Origin of the sequence: Bartonella sp. AA56HLJMS (assembly GCF_042197145.1) — a bacterium.
In the GTDB taxonomy this organism is placed as follows: domain Bacteria; phylum Pseudomonadota; class Alphaproteobacteria; order Rhizobiales; family Rhizobiaceae; genus Bartonella.
Map to the genome: position 1 here is coordinate 167,997 of NZ_JBHIRL010000002.1, position 15,350 is coordinate 183,346.

General features: G+C 38.8%; 15 protein-coding genes. 8 read left to right on the plus strand and 7 right to left on the minus strand.

Annotated features, from left to right (window positions below; genetic code table 11):
* Positions 1-7 precede the first annotated feature (7 nt).
* Positions 8-1,348, plus strand: coding sequence for an ATP-binding protein (locus ACFINI_RS02095; protein ID WP_375645497.1), 1,341 nt, complete (start codon positions 8-10; stop codon positions 1,346-1,348).
* A gap of 45 nt (positions 1,349-1,393) precedes the next feature.
* Here the strand turns inward: ACFINI_RS02095 and ACFINI_RS02100 are convergent, their stop codons facing one another.
* On the minus strand, positions 1,394-1,894 hold the full coding sequence (locus ACFINI_RS02100) for a YbjN domain-containing protein (RefSeq protein ID WP_375629408.1): 501 nt from the start codon (positions 1,892-1,894) through the stop codon (positions 1,394-1,396).
* A gap of 403 nt (positions 1,895-2,297) precedes the next feature.
* Positions 2,298-2,543 (minus strand): accessory factor UbiK family protein, encoded by a 246-nt coding sequence (locus tag ACFINI_RS02105; protein WP_273791228.1) that lies wholly within the window; start codon positions 2,541-2,543, stop codon positions 2,298-2,300.
* Positions 2,544-2,847: 304 nt separating this feature from the next.
* Between ACFINI_RS02105 and lgt the strand changes: the two genes are divergently transcribed.
* From lgt to ACFINI_RS02125, 4 genes are all read left to right on the plus strand, one after another.
* The gene (lgt, locus tag ACFINI_RS02110; protein ID WP_375645498.1) at positions 2,848-3,726 is read left to right on the plus strand and encodes a prolipoprotein diacylglyceryl transferase; all 879 of its coding nucleotides are present in this window, start codon (positions 2,848-2,850) and stop codon (positions 3,724-3,726) included.
* Positions 3,701-4,780: a class I SAM-dependent methyltransferase gene (locus tag ACFINI_RS02115; RefSeq protein ID WP_375645499.1), complete on the plus strand. Its 1,080-nt coding sequence runs from the start codon at positions 3,701-3,703 to the stop codon at positions 4,778-4,780. Before lgt ends, ACFINI_RS02115 begins: the two co-directional genes overlap by 26 nt.
* A gap of 102 nt (positions 4,781-4,882) precedes the next feature.
* Positions 4,883-5,674, plus strand: coding sequence for a peptidoglycan editing factor PgeF (gene pgeF, locus ACFINI_RS02120; RefSeq protein ID WP_375645500.1), 792 nt, complete (start codon positions 4,883-4,885; stop codon positions 5,672-5,674).
* Between the two features lie 473 nt (positions 5,675-6,147).
* Positions 6,148-7,080, plus strand: coding sequence for a ribose-phosphate pyrophosphokinase (locus tag ACFINI_RS02125; protein ID WP_375620696.1), 933 nt, complete (start codon positions 6,148-6,150; stop codon positions 7,078-7,080).
* Here the strand turns inward: ACFINI_RS02125 and ACFINI_RS02130 are convergent.
* Positions 7,077-8,576: a helicase HerA domain-containing protein gene (locus ACFINI_RS02130; RefSeq protein WP_375645501.1), complete on the minus strand. Its 1,500-nt coding sequence runs from the start codon at positions 8,574-8,576 to the stop codon at positions 7,077-7,079. The genes ACFINI_RS02125 and ACFINI_RS02130 overlap by 4 nt on opposite strands.
* A gap of 292 nt (positions 8,577-8,868) precedes the next feature.
* Here ACFINI_RS02130 and ACFINI_RS02135 point away from each other — a divergent pair, with 292 nt between their 5' ends.
* Positions 8,869-9,498 (plus strand): 50S ribosomal protein L25/general stress protein Ctc, encoded by a 630-nt coding sequence (locus tag ACFINI_RS02135; protein WP_375611180.1) that lies wholly within the window; start codon positions 8,869-8,871, stop codon positions 9,496-9,498.
* Between the two features lie 75 nt (positions 9,499-9,573).
* Entirely contained in the window at positions 9,574-10,155 is a 582-nt protein-coding gene (gene pth / locus ACFINI_RS02140) for an aminoacyl-tRNA hydrolase (protein WP_375631640.1), read from the plus strand.
* 221 nt (positions 10,156-10,376) lie between these two features.
* Here pth and ACFINI_RS02145 read toward each other — a convergent pair whose 3' ends face one another.
* Positions 10,377-11,120, minus strand: coding sequence for a L,D-transpeptidase (locus tag ACFINI_RS02145; RefSeq protein ID WP_375638071.1), 744 nt, complete (start codon positions 11,118-11,120; stop codon positions 10,377-10,379).
* A 265-nt stretch (positions 11,121-11,385) separates the two neighbouring features.
* On the opposite strand from ACFINI_RS02145, the gene ychF reads away from it, so the two are divergent.
* Positions 11,386-12,489 (plus strand): redox-regulated ATPase YchF, encoded by a 1,104-nt coding sequence (gene ychF, locus ACFINI_RS02150; protein WP_375634283.1) that lies wholly within the window; start codon positions 11,386-11,388, stop codon positions 12,487-12,489.
* Between the two features lie 159 nt (positions 12,490-12,648).
* On the opposite strand, the gene ACFINI_RS02155 is transcribed toward ychF, so the two are convergent.
* From ACFINI_RS02155 to ACFINI_RS02165, 3 genes are all read right to left on the minus strand, one after another.
* Positions 12,649-13,089 carry a PRC-barrel domain-containing protein gene (locus ACFINI_RS02155; RefSeq protein WP_375611176.1) on the minus strand — a complete coding sequence of 147 codons (441 nt, stop codon included), beginning with the start codon at positions 13,087-13,089 and terminating at the stop codon, positions 12,649-12,651.
* Positions 13,090-13,199: 110 nt separating this feature from the next.
* On the minus strand, positions 13,200-14,096 hold the full coding sequence (locus ACFINI_RS02160; RefSeq protein WP_375645502.1) for a cytochrome c1: 897 nt from the start codon (positions 14,094-14,096) through the stop codon (positions 13,200-13,202).
* On the minus strand, positions 14,090-15,346 hold the full coding sequence (locus ACFINI_RS02165; RefSeq protein WP_375645503.1) for a cytochrome bc complex cytochrome b subunit: 1,257 nt from the start codon (positions 15,344-15,346) through the stop codon (positions 14,090-14,092). The genes ACFINI_RS02160 and ACFINI_RS02165 overlap by 7 nt, the downstream gene beginning before the upstream one ends.
* Positions 15,347-15,350: the final 4 nt, after the last annotated feature.

The following is a 15,350-nucleotide window of genomic DNA, read 5'->3' on the forward strand; positions in this document are numbered from 1 at the left end:
CACAAGAATGATCAAACCTTTAAGATTTTTTCTTCGATGGTTAACGAAAAAAATGCCTAAACGGCTTTATGCTCGCTCTTTGATCATTATCATCGCTCCCATGGTGCTTCTGCAAACGGTCATTGCTTATGTCTTTATGGAACGCCATTGGCAAATGGTAACCGAGCGTCTTTCAACGGCTGTCGTGCATGATATTTCAGCCATTATTGATATTCTTGAAACATATCCCCAACAAGATAACTATGAAGATATCAAGCGTATTGCACAACAACGTATGGGATTAAATATTTCTATTCTATCTCCTACCTCCTTACCCCCTCCAGGACCTAAGCCATTTTTTGCAATTCTTGACTATTTTTTAAGTGAAGAAATCACCCGCCAAATTAACCGTCCCTTCTGGATCGATACCGTAGGAGATTCTGATCTTGTTGAAATCCGTATCCACCTTGGTCACAACATTTTACGCGTCTTTGCTCCACGCAGCCAAGCCTATGCTTCCAATACTGCTATTTTTTTAAGCTGGATGGTAGGAACAGCTCTTGTTTTATTGCTGATAGCAATTTACTTTTTACGCAATCAAATCAAACCGATTCAACAATTGGCTGAAGCAGCAGAAAGCTTTGGACGCGGTCGTCCTTTACCAAAAGGATTTCAACCACAAGGAGCTGATGAAGTCCGTCGTGCAGGCATCGCTTTTTTACGCATGCGTGAACGTATTGAACGCCAAATTGAACAACGTACCATGATGCTCTCAGGAGTAAGTCATGATTTAAGAACCATTCTTACACGCTTTAAACTTCAGCTGGCATTAGTAAATACTGACTTTGATATTAAACCGCTTGAGCAAGATGTAAGTGACATGCAAAATATGTTAGAAGATTATCTTGCTTTTGCTCGTGGTGAAGGAAGTGAAAGTATCAAGGCTTTTGATTTAAATGCTCTTATGCAAAAATTCTCCACCGATGCTCGTCTTCACAAACGTCAATTTTCTTACACCATTGAAGGTCCTACAGAAATACAAGTACGTCCCCGTGCTTTCACACGCTTAGTCAGCAATCTTGTAACAAATGCATTTTGTTACGGCACGACTGTTAAACTAACCGCTAACTCTCAACAAGAATCTTTTATATTGATAATCGATGATAATGGACCTGGAATTCATGAAAATATGCGCACAGAAGTTTTTAAGCCATTCTTTCGACTTGATAAAGCGCGAAATCAAGATGCAAGTGGAACAGGACTTGGTCTTTCTATTGCTCAAGACATAGCACGCAGCCATGGCGGCAATATACAATTAGATGAAAGCCCACTCGGGGGAGTGCGCGCTATTCTTGATGTCCCCCTATGAGCAATATTTCCGCAAACCATCTGTAAAAATAACAGACTGTATATTTTAGGCATTCCCTACAGTTTCAAACAAAGTGTATTGCAGTGCCTTGTAAGCACTTTCTCCCGACAAAGCAACCATCTGAAATGCAACATAATGGCTTTCACAAGCTTTAAGTGCATGTATCAACAATGTTTCAACCTGTATATGAGATGGATGCATCCCACCAGCCAAAAGAAGACCTTGTCGATAAATGACTGAATTATTCCTTTGCCAGTAATCAAAATGTCCCAACAACAACTTTTCATTAATTGCTAGCAATAAGCGCTGTATTTCAGCTGTTCGAGCATTTTTAGTAGAGAGATCAAACGAACAAGCTAAATGAAGTGCTTCATGCTCTTCCATCCATGAAAAAGCAAGACGATAGTTTGCGCGTTTTCCTTCCACACAAACGCTAATTTCATCTTGTGCATCCCGCTCAAACGACCAATCATATTCACAGGCAATCTGTTCGATAAAGTCAACAGGGTGCTCTTTTCTTTCTGTGGCGCAAAATGCAAGCCTCATCACAATCCTCAATCATCTTAAAACATTGTCAACAGAATATAAACCGTCTAAACTGTAACAATATTTTGCTACAATCAGAACCTTTACACCAAACAAATACACATAAAAACATCGACAGTACACAAACACCCAGAACACAATCGCGCTGTTTAGGGCAACCTGATAGTCATAAAACGAATCATCAAGTCTTTTCAGTGTATTGATACAATTTCATAGCGCCAGCCCCCCTGATTCAAAAAAATGTATTTTACCCCAAAAAAAATCAAAAATAAACAAATGCTCCGCTCTAACAGACTCAAGATTAAGCATTTTTTAGTTTCACGCATCACATTGAAAAATTGGGGATATTTTTTGAAGATTCTTTTTTTAAGAAACTATTTTACTTTTTTGTGTCTGCGTTTTTTTAATCATCTTTCTTTAAATCATCAAGGCGCCTTTTCAAATCAGCATTATCAGCATGGATTTTCAGCACCATCTCCTTAAAAGTCTCAAACTCTTCGCGAGACACAAGATCAAGTTTGTTTGCTATCTTTTCAGCCTGCACACGAAAAGCTGTTCCAGCTTCACGTCGTATGCCTTGCGCAACGTCAGCAGCATCCGTTGCTAATTTTGCTAATTCATCAAGAATACGATTTGATCCATTACGCATAACATTTTTCCTTAAATTTTAATTATTGACGCACGCATTATAGCGTATTCTCATAACATTTAGATACTGTAATTTGTTCCTTTTACTCTATATTTTACATACTATGTAGACTTTTCATAACGATTTTGTTTAAGATTTTTTAATATTCCTTTATCACCATATTTTTTACCGCGATAAATCAGTGGAAATCTATCTCCCTTTCTGACTAGCCTCCCTACTGACTTGACCATTGTGCATTCATCTGTCATTTCTGACCATCAGAGTCACTTCATATTCATCTCGTATAATGTAAAATGCTTAACTCATGAACAATCTGTCTTGTCCAGCCATTGCTTTTCCGTCTTTTCTTGATCCTGTTATTATCCAGCTAGGTCCCGTAACACTTCATTGGTATGGACTTGGTTACGTGCTGGGTATTCTTTTTGCTTGGTGGTATGCGCAAAAATTATTAAAAAAAACATCTCTATGGTATAGAGGCCACCCTCCTATGGATAAAGAAAAGATCGGAGATTTTGTTGTCTGGTCTGCCATAAGTGTTGTTGTCGGAGGGCGTTTAGGACAAGTTCTTGTATGGGATCCCATTTACTATTTTAATCATCCAAGTGCTATTATTGCCGTATGGGATGGGGGAATGTCCTTTCATGGCGGACTTATTGGTATTATCATTGCTATGATCTGGTTTGCCCGTAAAAATCATATTAACATACGAGCCATGTTTGATATCATTGCTGCAGGTGCTCCTATTGGTATCGGCATTGTACGAATCTGCAACTTCATCAACCAAGAGTTATGGGGCAATATTACTACACATCCTTGGGCTGTTTGTTTTCCTCTCGATCCTTACTATTTACCGCGCCATCCAAGCCAGCTTTACGAAGCATTTATGGAAGGATTTCTTCTCTTCATCATCCTGTGTCTTCTTATTTTTGGGTTCAAAGCATTAAAACGTCCCGGTACTGTATCAGGAACATTTATTATAGGCTACGCAGTAACACGCAGCATTTCTGAAGTTTACCGTGCGCCTCAAGAAGATCCAGAATGGTTTTCGACTCTTTTCCATTCTACTGGTTTTACCTATGGCATGGCTTTATCTCTTCCCATGCTTCTTGTAGGGTTTTATCTTCTTCTCCACGCCTTTAAATATAAATCGACAGAAAATGGCCAATCTCAAAGAAAAAATTAAAGAAATGATTGTCCTTAATGGACCAATCACTGTTAGCCAATATATGACGTTGGCACTCACCGATCCCCAATTTGGTTATTATCAAACACAAACCCCTTTTGGACGTGCTGGTGATTTCATTACAGCACCTGAAATAAGCCAATTATTTGGAGAAATGATTGGCATTTGGACTCTTGCAAGCTGGAAAGCTCAAGGGTGCCCTCACCCTTTTATTCTCGCTGAAATAGGTCCAGGACGAGGAACTTTGATGGATGACATTTTGCGAACCATCCAAAAGCTCTCTCAAACGGCATTTAATGCTGCTGAAATTTTTCTGATCGAAATAAGCAAAAAACTTGCAAAAGAACAAAAAAAGCGCCTTTTCTCTTATCAAAAACAAATCCATAGCATTGAAAATTTTAATCAAATTCCTTCAAATCCTCTCTTCCTCATTGCTAATGAATTTCTCGATACACTCCCTATCAACCAATATATTAAAGTCAATGGAGAATGGAAAGAGCGCCGCATTACAGTCAATCAAAATGGAGATTTCATCTTTATTGCTGCCCCGCATAAACTTCCCTCTTCTTGTCTACAAACCTATTGTTCTAAAGTGCCTGACGGAACAATTTTTGAACATGCCCCCTTACGGCATCAATTCATGCAACAAATCAGCCACCATTTAGTGCAAGTGACAGGTTCTGCTTTACTTATCGACTATGGTGCTTGTGAGCTTGCCTTTGGCGATACCTTGCAAGCACTCTCAAAACATAGATTTCGTGATGTTTTTGATGCCCCGGGTGAACATGATTTAACATCCCATGTTGATTTTTCTTTTTTAAAAAACATAGCTCTTGAACAGGGCTGTTTTGCTGAAATCTTAGAGCAAGGAGAATTTCTTTTTAAAATGGGACTACTGGAGCGCGCAAACCAGCTTGGAGTTGGCAAAAGTGCTCCTTTGCAAGACAAAATCCGCCAAGACATCGAACGGCTCGCTAGTCCAGATCAGATGGGAAAATTATTTAAAGTTTTACATTTCAGTGATAAAAATATCTCCATACCTCCCCAATTTTAATGATCGGCACTTTTGTCAATAAGCACATCATTATCTGAAATATTCATTGACAAATATGAACATCTCCATCCTCACTTTAAATAATCTCCATAAGGAACTTTTATGAAATCTATCCCTCATCCCATTCTTGCAAAAAATCTTTCTACTTTACACTCCCATGGAATAAAACATGGATTTTTTACACGTCAAGGTGGTGTTTCAAAAAATCTTTATCATAGTCTTAATGTTGGGAAAGGTTCAAATGATCAACTTGAATATATTGTACAGAATCGTCTTTTGATTGCCAATTATTTTTCTATTGAAGCGCAAAATTTAGTCACAGTTAATCAAATACACTCCTGTAACGTTGTCGTAGCTCATCAAGCAACTATCGGTGCACCTCCTCAAGCTGATGCTCTGGTTACAACCACCCCAGAACTCGTTATTGGGGTTCTTACAGCAGATTGCGGCCCCATTCTGTTTGCTGATCCACAAGCTAGAGTCATCGCTGCAACTCATGCTGGCTGGCGTGGAAGCTTAAATGGAATTATCGAGAAAACAATTGCTGTTATGGAAAAACAAGGAGCCAAAAGACAATCAATAACAGCAGTCCTTGGACCTTGTATTGGCCCTTATCACTATGAAGTAACAAATGAATTTTACGACCAATTTATTGATTACCACAGCAAATACCAAAAATATTTTTTAAAAACAGACAAAATAAATCGCTTTTATTTTAATCTATGGGCATTTATTATAAACCAACTCAAAGAAGCAGGTGTTAATGCTTCTTGTGTAGAGCTTTGTACCTATCAAGATGAACAGCGTTTTTTCTCCTATCGCCGTGCAATACACCGCAACGAACCCGATTACGGACGGCAGATTTCTGCTATTATGCTGAAAAACAAAAGATGAGCCTCTTTATGCTTGAGAACAATACCAAAACTGCAAAACTAAACTTTTTACCCAAATGTAAAAATAAATCCCATTGTACTTTGCTTTTTTCACGAAATTATCTACCAGCCCATAAAATATGATAGCCTTCGCTATGATTATTTTCAATGTTTGGTTATAATGATTGAAGGCAAGATGATACTTCTTTTTATTACTCCCCTTCATTCATCTTAAATATGAAGCATTCCCCATATTGAAAGTATTTTTATAAAGTAATAACCAAAAAGCTTAATCAATATGTATTTCTTTGCCGCATGGAGAAAAAACTTTGCTCTAAAAGTAATAAACTTTTGGAAAAAGAGAAAACATACTGCATAGCTCTTTAATAATAATCGATAAAATTGTAAGGCTTTTGTAATTGTTCTCTTGCAATTTAATAAAAAGAAATTAAAAACCGTGTCGCATTCCCACCATGATGATTCAGAGGTTCTACTATGAAACTTTTCTGCGGAAATTCTAATCCACGCCTAGCTGAAGATGTTGCAAATTATTTGAACATCCCCTTAGGCAAAGCAACTGTAAAGCGCTTTGCTGATCAAGAAATTTTCGTAGAACTGCATGAAAATGTACGTGGACAAGATGTTTTTGTTTTGCAATCTACATCCTATCCTGCAAATGATCATTTGATGGAATTACTCATCATGATTGATGCCCTTCGTCGTTCTTCTGCGCGTCGTATTACAGCTGTTATCCCCTATTTTGGCTATGCCCGCCAAGATAGAAAACCAGGACCACGAACTCCTATTTCTGCAAAACTTGTTGCCAACCTAATTACTGAAGCAGGGGCCCATCGTGTTTTAACATTGGACCTTCATGCAGGACAAATTCAAGGTTTTTTTGATATCCCTACGGATAATCTCTATGCTGTTCCTGTCATTTCTCGCGATGTCAAAGTGCATTATTCTCTTGAAAATGTTATCGTTGTTTCACCTGATGTGGGTGGTGTGGTGCGCGCGCGCGCGCTCGCCAAGCGCTTGAACAGTTTGCTCGCTATTGTGGATAAACGTCGCGAAAGCCCCGGTGAATCAGAAGTTATGAATATCATTGGAGATGTATCGGGAAAAGATTGCCTTTTGCTTGATGATATTGTTGATTCAGGTGGAACTTTATGCAATGCAGCAAGTGCTCTGCTTAAACATGGTGCCAATAGTGTCACGGCTTATATCACGCATGGTGTTCTTTCTGGTAATGCAATCGAGCGAATTGCCAATTCAGAGATGACAGAATTGGTTATTACAGATTCAATTATGCCAACACAAGCTATTGAGAAAACCCATAATATTCGTGTTTTACCCATTGCCGACCTTATGGGAGAAGCAATAGCAAGGACAGCAGCAGAACAATCGGTTTCCAGCTTATTTGGTTAAAGTGGTTTCTTGGGGTCTCCCGGCGCTGTTTCAACACCAAGATCAGGAAAGGCAACAATACGTTGACCACTAAAATGCGTGTGAATAACAATAAGTCCACGCTCTTCAAAGTAGGTTAAAAGTCGGCGTGCACGGCTTAAAGAATGAGTCCCATAAAGACGTGCTAAAAATGCATCAGATGGACAAGGCTTTCCCCCTAATGCGGCCTGTGCCACGTTCAAGAAGACTCCTTGAACATCTTCTTCCAAACTTTCTGATATCTGCAAAATATGTTTCCAATGTTCACTGACAGCCGTTTGTTCATCAACAAAAGCCTGAGCAATAGCCAATTTACGCCGAAATTGTGAAAGATTAAAAGGAACCTTTGACATACCATGGATACGACAACGAACTGAAAAATCTTGATAAAGCACCGCTGTTGAACGATAAAAAGCTTCAGAATCCTCAAGAATTTCCCGAATAATATGTTCTGCTTGCCCGTCACGCTCAACATCAGAAAGTTCAGGAAATAAACTTGGGTTTTCTTCTAACAACTCTTGTTTTTTATGCACGACCTCCTCTAACATCTCGTGCATTGACTTTTCCCTCATCGGCTCTCGTGTTTGTTTAAATGGCGTTAAAATTTCCTCTGGTGAAGCAGTAAAAACGAGCTCTTGCACATCATCCCGCTCTGTTGGAAGTGGCATTAATTTAGGGCTAGAAGAGCGTGCCAAAGTTTCAACAGAACCGATAATAATTGGTAAGGGACGTCGTGATAAAGCAGGGCCTAAAGCTATAAAATTTCCCCGTTCAAGATCTCTAAACATTTCCGCTTGGCGACGCTCCATCCCCAAAAGATCAGCGGCGCGCACCATATCAATATCTAAAAAAGTCCGCCCTATTAAAAAGTTTGAAGCTTCAGCCGCAACATTTTTGGCAAGCTTAGCCAAACGTTGTGTCGCAATAACACCAGCAAGACCACGTTTACGTCCTCGACACATCAGATTGGTCATAGCGCTCAAAGAAATTTTACGCGCTTCATCAGAAACTTCTCCTGCTGCAGTTGGAGCAAACAATTGTGCTTCATCGACAACGACAAGCATAGGATACCAATAATCACGTTCCACATCAAACAGTGCCCCAAGGAAAGCCCCTACAGCACGCATCTGTTGTTCAGTGTCCAAACCTTCAAGATTAAATACCACCGAAACCCGATGTTGTCGAATGCGATGCGCAATACGTGTCAATTCTAGTTCGCTCCGTTGAGCCTCTACAATAACATGACCAAATTTATCTGCCAAAGTTACAAAATCGCCTTCTGGATCAATTACACAATGCTGCACCCACTGAGCACTTTGCTCCAGAAGACGGCGTAAAAGATGTGATTTCCCTGAACCAGAATTACCTTGTACAAGAAGACGTGTCGCCAATAATTCTTCCAAATCAAGAAGTGCTGGCATCGATTTATGCAAAGCACGACTTTCTGACATCTCACCCAAGGCAATCTCAACCTTCATAACATCTCCAGTGTTTGATTTTGAACATATCAGTGCCAGCACATATTGGTTGATTCTCCATCCACACCGTAATTTGTAACATTTCCTCCTTTTTAACGGTAGAAATCATCGATTTTTCCCACAACTCTTGCATCTATGAATAGTTTGAACTATAGAACAAACTTCTGCGTAGACACCCTTGGAGGCAACGTAGAATGGAGTGATCGCTGTTGGTTAGCGCATATCTTCATATCCATGCAAAAACTATTACTGTTTTTGAAGGATCTCCAATCATGTAAAAAGGACTTAAATTATGAGCAAAAGCTACACTCTTAAGGCCGAAAAACGCGAGCGGGTTGGTAAGGGGTCCTCCCGTGAACTTCGCCGCAACGGTCTTATTCCTGCTGTCATTTATGGTGAAAAACAACCACCTTTGGCAATAACAGTTCCCTATAAAGAAATTTTCTACAAAATTCATGCTGGTGGCTTTCGCACCACCATTGCAACGATTATTCTTGACAAGCAAAAAATTATGGTTTTGCCAAAAGATTATCAATTAGATCCCGTGCGTGACTTTCCCCTCCATGTAGACTTTTTGCGCATTTCAGCAAAATCCGTTGTAGAAGTGAATATTCCTGTCCACTTCCTCAATGAAGATACGGCACCTGGACTTAAAAAGGGTGGTGTCCTCAATATTGTTCGGCACGAAATTGAATGTACAGCTCCAGCAAGTGCTATTCCTGAAGCTATTGAAATTGATCTCTCCAGCTACTCTATTGGTGATTCTATTCACATTTCAGCAGTGCAACTGCCAAAAGATGTGACTCCCATCATCCAAGATCGAGACTTTACCATTGCAACCATTGCAGCTCCTGCTGGCATGGATGTCAGCGATGAAACTTCTGAACAAGAAAATGATGAAGAAGACACACAAACTTCATAAAACTCAAAAGGCGGGAATTTTTCCGCCTTAATTTATGAGACATTACCCTTACTCATACTTTGACTGAAGATACACATGTGGCTTATTGCTGGTCTTGGCAATCCTGGTTTACAATATCAAAATAACCGCCATAATATCGGTTTTATGGCTGTTGATGCCATTTATCAGTCCTTCTCTTTTTCTCCATGGTCAAAGAAGTTTCAAGCAGAAATCTCCAATGGTTTCATAAATAATGAGAAAATTTTTCTTATAAAACCACAAACTTTCATGAATCTTTCTGGTCAAGCTATCGGTGAAGCTTTGCGATTTTATAAATTAGATTTAAAGAATTTGATCATCATTTATGATGAACTAGACCTGTCACCGGGGAAAGTTCGTATAAAAATTGGTGGAGGACATAATGGGCATAATGGCATTAAGTCTATTGATGCCCATTGTGGTACTGACTATTGTCGTATACGCATAGGAATTGGTCATCCTGGAAGCAAAGAACTTGTTCATCAACATGTCTTGGGGAATTTTACCAAATCTGATCAAGAATGGTTATCCCCTCTCTTAGAGACAATTGCAAAAAATATCGCTCTCCTTATAAAAGATGATAAATCCCTCTTTATGAATGAAGTTTCACAAACGATAAAACACAATCAGAACCATTAGCTTGCGTGCCCCTGTCGCGTGAAGAATATGAATAAGAACTCTTAAAAAAATCCTCTTATAAACTTTCTCAAAGGCAAAATCTGTTGGCAACGTGAGAAGCTAGAAAATAGAACAGAATACAAGCTTGTATACACCTTTGAAGAAGAAAGGCTTATATTCTCTTTTGAGAGAAAGAGAAGATTGAACAGCAAACACAGCTCTCTCCAATCTTCTCCCCTAAATTAAAAAAAATCATTTGGCTGAATGGTCGACTGTAGCGGATCGTAACCATTTGATTGTTGACTATAAACTGCAGGAATACTCCTATTGTTTTGCAATACCACAACACGCGAACCAATGGGAACACGATCATAAAGATCGATAATATCTTGATTAAGCAAACGGATACACCCACTTGAAATAGCACGCCCAATTGACCACGATTCGTGTGAGCCATGAATACGGAAAAGTGTATCTTTCCCATTTTTGAACAAATAAAGTGCCCGCGCACCTAATGGATTATCGGGCCCTGGTGGCATTCCTTTCCCAAGATGACCATAACGTTCTGGTTCTCGAGCCATCATAGCTGCAGTAGGAGCCCAATTTGGCCACCGACGCTTGCGCTGTATAACCCCCTCACCTTCAAATGCTAGGCCTTCTTTACCGACACCAATCCCATAACGCAAAGCTTTTCCATTTTCACCAATAAGGTAAAGAAAACACTCTTGCGTATCTATAACCAATGTTCCAGGCGCATAAGATGTATAATAAATCACCTCTTGTCGCCAATATTTTGGATCAATTGTCGCAAGATCAACAGCAGGTAACGAATAGGTCTCATTCGTTACAGGACCATACAAAGCCTGTATTTCTGGTGGAATGTATCGAACTTGTTGAAAAGGTACCGATGACATATCTGACTGACGTGTAGCACATCCAGCCAAAGCCAAAAGTGCTGCAATTAAAAAGGCACAACGAGATAACACTCTTCTATTTTCTCCGATTAATTATTTATGCAGATTTGCATACCATGAAAAACTTAGCACAATATTAACATTAATTCGAAGTTTTCTTATCCTTGTAACTAAGGAGAACAATAAGGTAAGAAGAACTAAGGTAAAAAAGTAGATACCTATTACTTTAGACTTTTTTCTCACTTATCGCAAGACCAGGACTATAACTCTTCTGAAAATATGCTATAAAAAGGAAGCTTTATCTTGACCATAAAATTAATAGAAAAGAAAGACTCTCATGGGCTTTAAATGCGGTATTGTCGGATTACCTAATGTCGGGAAATCAACTCTTTTTAATGCATTAACAAAAACAGCCACTGCACAGGCTGCCAATTATCCTTTTTGTACCATTGAACCCAATACCGGAGAAGTTGCTGTTCCAGATTTACGAATGGAAAAAATTGCATCAATCGCTGGTTCAAAAGAAATGATTCCTACACGCATTAACTTCGTCGATATTGCGGGGCTTGTGCGAGGAGCTTCAAAAGGCGAAGGTTTAGGAAACAAGTTTTTAGCCAATATTCGCGAAGTCGATGCTATTGTCCACGTTTTACGCTGTTTTCAAAATGAAGATATTACCCATGTAGAGGGACGTATTGATCCTGTTTGTGATGCGACAACGGTTGAAACCGAACTCATGCTTGCGGATCTTGAAAGTCTTGAGAGACGAATCATACAAATCCGTAAACGAGCAACCGGAAAAGACAAAGAAGCTCTCACAATTTTACCTATTATAGAAAAAGCATTAAACATACTGCAACAGGGAAACCCTGTCCGGTTATTACTCAAAGATATTTCTTCCGATGAACACCACATTCTTAAGAGTTTGAATCTTTTAACCTCCAAGCCTGTACTTTATGTTTGTAATGTAAGCGAAAATGACGCCGCTCATGGAAATAGCTTTACCCAAACAGTTGAAAAAATGGCAACAGAGCAAAATGCGCAAAGCATTATCATTTCTGCTTCTATCGAAGCGGAAATTACACAACTGAGTGATGCTGAAGCATCAGAATATCTCAATGCTCTAGGACTCTTTGAACCGAGTCTCAATCGCCTCATTCGCGCTGGTTACCATTTACTTGATCTCATTACTTACTTCACCTGTGGGCCTAAGGAAACGCGAGCATGGACAATTACGCGTGGTACAAAAGCTCCCCAAGCAGCTGGTGTTATTCATTCAGATTTTGAGCGCGGTTTCATTCGTGCCCAAACCATCAGCTATAATGACTATATTGCTTTGGGTGGAGAAAGCGGTGCAAAGGAAGCAGGAAAAGCCCGCGATGAAGGAAAGGAATACATTGTGCAAGATGGCGATATCATGTTATTTAAACATAATACTTAAATCTTCACTCTGTCTTAATAGTTTATCTTGAAAACTTTGGTAATCGCTCCTTGGAATCTTGTCGCAAAAATTCTCAAGAGTTTTTAGAACAAAAAAACTGTTGCTAGCATATGATTGTGATAGCAACAGCTTGATCCATTAAAGAATAGAAATATAAAATTAGCGTGTCCAACGCCCTTCGTATTTAAATGTTGGAGCGTTCTTTAAAGAATCTTTTGTTGCATTTGTAATGAGTTTCCATTTACCATAATCATTTGTCATCTGGATTGTTTCTGGAGAAACGACCACATAACTCTCGCCTATGCCAAGAAAACCACCAACAGCAATAACAAATCCTGCAATATTATTTTCACGCAAAATAATATCTTTTACTTCACCAATATTTTCATCTTCTATATTATATACATTGGCGCCTATAAGACTGGAAGCAACAAAATCCGTTGCTAAAGGTGTCACATAACGCACAGACTTATCTATCCCCACCTGTACAATACCCGTCGAAGAGATCATTTCAGGTTTTGAAGGCACTTCAAAAGACTGAGCATAAGTACTAGAAACCATCAAAATTGACATAAGAGTAGTACATGCAATTTTTTTCATTTTAACATCTCCATTTTTACTTTGCTTTTACTTTATAAAACCTCAATGCATCATAAAAAGATTTGTTCCTTATGCTCTTTATACTCTATACTCTTTTGAGCCTTATCACTTTACCCTTTTCTCTTTATTTCGTCTTTTATTTCTTTCTCTAATTCTTCTTCTAAACGACACCAAATACGATTTTTTAAAATATAAACAAACCCTGCAAAAATGATTAAAAATAAAATAACACGAAAACCGGTTTTTTTACGAATTTCCATATGAGGATCGGCAGCCCACATCAAAAAAGCAGAAACATCGCGCGCATAATGTTCAATGATTTCTGGGGTTCCATCTTCATAAGTAACCATACCATCACTCAAAGGAGGAGCCATAGTTAAAGAATTACCGGCAATAAAATAAGGATTATACCAATAACCATCAGAAACTTTTACCTTCTTCGGCGCTTCCTGATATCCTGTTAAAAGAGCTGTAATATAATCTGGACCAGCCGTATCATAATGAGTCAAAACATCCGTAATTAAAGCAGGAAAAGGCAAAGATACCCCACGTGCACGTGCTATCAATGTCAAATCTGGAGGATAAGCACTATTCAAAATAAATCTTGCTTCTTCTTCATGTGAAAAGGGAGAAGGAAAATAATCCGTTGCAACCCCAGCACGTTTAAAAAATTTTCCTTCTCGATTAGGACCATCGCGCACTTCATATTGCCCCGCCAAAGCTTTGATCTGTTCTTGATCATACCCAAGATCTTTTAAATTGCGAAAAGCCACATATTTTAGCCCATGGCAGCTGGAACAAACTTGTCTATAAACCTTTAATCCGCGCCTCAATTGCGCCTTATCATAAAGCCCAAATGGACCTGAAAAACTCCATTCTTGTTTTTTAGGAACCTGTAAAGGAAAAGAAATAAATCCTTCTTCCTGATCAGAGGCACCACCCGCTAAACTCTGAGCAGAAAAACTCATAGCAACAATAACAACCAGCCCGACAAAAACATTTACCATAGTCTCTTTTTTTTCTGTTTTAAATCTTGCATAATTGAAGAAGGAAGAGAACAATTTTTTTCAAACGCTGGCAAAATCGGCAAAATAACCAAAAAAAATATAAAATAATAAACCGTAGCCAATTGTGTCCATAAAAGAATTTTGTCACTTATTTCTCTTGATCCCAACCAACCAAGAAAAACGACATCAATAACCAACGCCCAAAAGAAAATTTTATAAACAGGTCGATATCTTGCTGAACATATTTTAGAGCGGTCTAACCATGGCACAAAAATTAAAATGCAAATCGAACTGACGAATAAAACAAAGCCAACAAAGTTTGAAGAGAAAATACCAATATCAAAAGTTATAGCACGAAGCATCGCATAAAAAGGCAAAAAATACCATTCTGGAACTACACGAAGAGGTGCCTTTAAAGGATCTGCCACACTATAATTTTCAACCTGCCCCATATAATCGGGCATATAAAACAAAAACCAGGCAAAGAAGATGAGAAAAACAGTAATAGCAAAAATATCTTTGATCAGTGCATAAGGCGAAAATGGAACCGTTTCCTTATCTGACTGTATAGCAAGACCCGTTGGATTTCCTTGCCCAACACAATGGATTGCCCAAATATGAAGCCCCACAAAAAGAAGCAAAACAAATGATAAAACATAATGGAAAACATAAAAACGATTCAACGTTGGTTGTCCTACGACATAACCACCCAGAAGTGTCTCATGCAACCATGACCCCACTAAAGGAATCGTTTTGAAAAGCCCTGCAATCACTGAAGCGGCAGAAATAGACATCATCCCCCAAACAAGCACATAACCAAAAAATGCTATTGCCATCATGATGATATAAATAAAAATACCTGTAACCCATACCATTTCTCGCATATTTTTATAAGAACCATAATAAAGTCCGCGCGCCAAATGGATATAAACAGCAATAAAAAAAAATGAAGAGCCTACACTGTGCCATGGACGAAAAAGCCAACCAAACTGCCTTTCACGCCGAAATCGTTCACTGGTTTCAAAAGCCAAATGAATATCCGGAACATAATGCATAGCCAAGACAATACCAGTCAAGAGCTGTGATAAAAGCATAATGGTTAAAATACCGCCAAATGTGTAAAAGTAATTAAGATTACGCGGAACAGGAAAAATCACAAATGCATTATAAAAAAAACGAGGAAGAGGAAAACGCTTATCAAACCAACGGGCAAGAGCACTTTTAGGACAATAAGGAGGAAACCTTATCATGATT

Excerpts from the sequence above, each read along its gene's own strand:
- ACFINI_RS02105 (WP_273791228.1), bottom strand. The coding sequence starts at position 2,543 with ATGCGTAATGGATCAAATCGTATTCTTGATGAATTAGCAAAATTAGCA.
- ACFINI_RS02125 (WP_375620696.1), top strand. The coding sequence starts at position 6,148 with ATGAAACTTTTCTGCGGAAATTCTAATCCACGCCTAGCTGAAGATGTT.
- ACFINI_RS02160 (WP_375645502.1), bottom strand. The coding sequence starts at position 14,096 with ATGGTAAATGTTTTTGTCGGGCTGGTTGTTATTGTTGCTATGAGTTTT.
- ACFINI_RS02095 (WP_375645497.1), top strand. The coding sequence starts at position 8 with ATGATCAAACCTTTAAGATTTTTTCTTCGATGGTTAACGAAAAAAATG.
- ACFINI_RS02155 (WP_375611176.1), bottom strand. The coding sequence starts at position 13,089 with ATGAAAAAAATTGCATGTACTACTCTTATGTCAATTTTGATGGTTTCT.
- ACFINI_RS02165 (WP_375645503.1), bottom strand. The coding sequence starts at position 15,346 with ATGATAAGGTTTCCTCCTTATTGTCCTAAAAGTGCTCTTGCCCGTTGG.
- ACFINI_RS02115 (WP_375645499.1), top strand. The coding sequence starts at position 3,701 with ATGGCCAATCTCAAAGAAAAAATTAAAGAAATGATTGTCCTTAATGGA.
- lgt (WP_375645498.1), top strand. The coding sequence starts at position 2,848 with ATGAACAATCTGTCTTGTCCAGCCATTGCTTTTCCGTCTTTTCTTGAT.
- ACFINI_RS02100 (WP_375629408.1), bottom strand. The coding sequence starts at position 1,894 with ATGAGGCTTGCATTTTGCGCCACAGAAAGAAAAGAGCACCCTGTTGAC.
- pgeF (WP_375645500.1), top strand. The coding sequence starts at position 4,883 with ATGAAATCTATCCCTCATCCCATTCTTGCAAAAAATCTTTCTACTTTA.
- ACFINI_RS02135 (WP_375611180.1), top strand. The coding sequence starts at position 8,869 with ATGAGCAAAAGCTACACTCTTAAGGCCGAAAAACGCGAGCGGGTTGGT.
- ACFINI_RS02130 (WP_375645501.1), bottom strand. The coding sequence starts at position 8,576 with ATGAAGGTTGAGATTGCCTTGGGTGAGATGTCAGAAAGTCGTGCTTTG.
- pth (WP_375631640.1), top strand. The coding sequence starts at position 9,574 with ATGTGGCTTATTGCTGGTCTTGGCAATCCTGGTTTACAATATCAAAAT.
- ychF (WP_375634283.1), top strand. The coding sequence starts at position 11,386 with ATGGGCTTTAAATGCGGTATTGTCGGATTACCTAATGTCGGGAAATCA.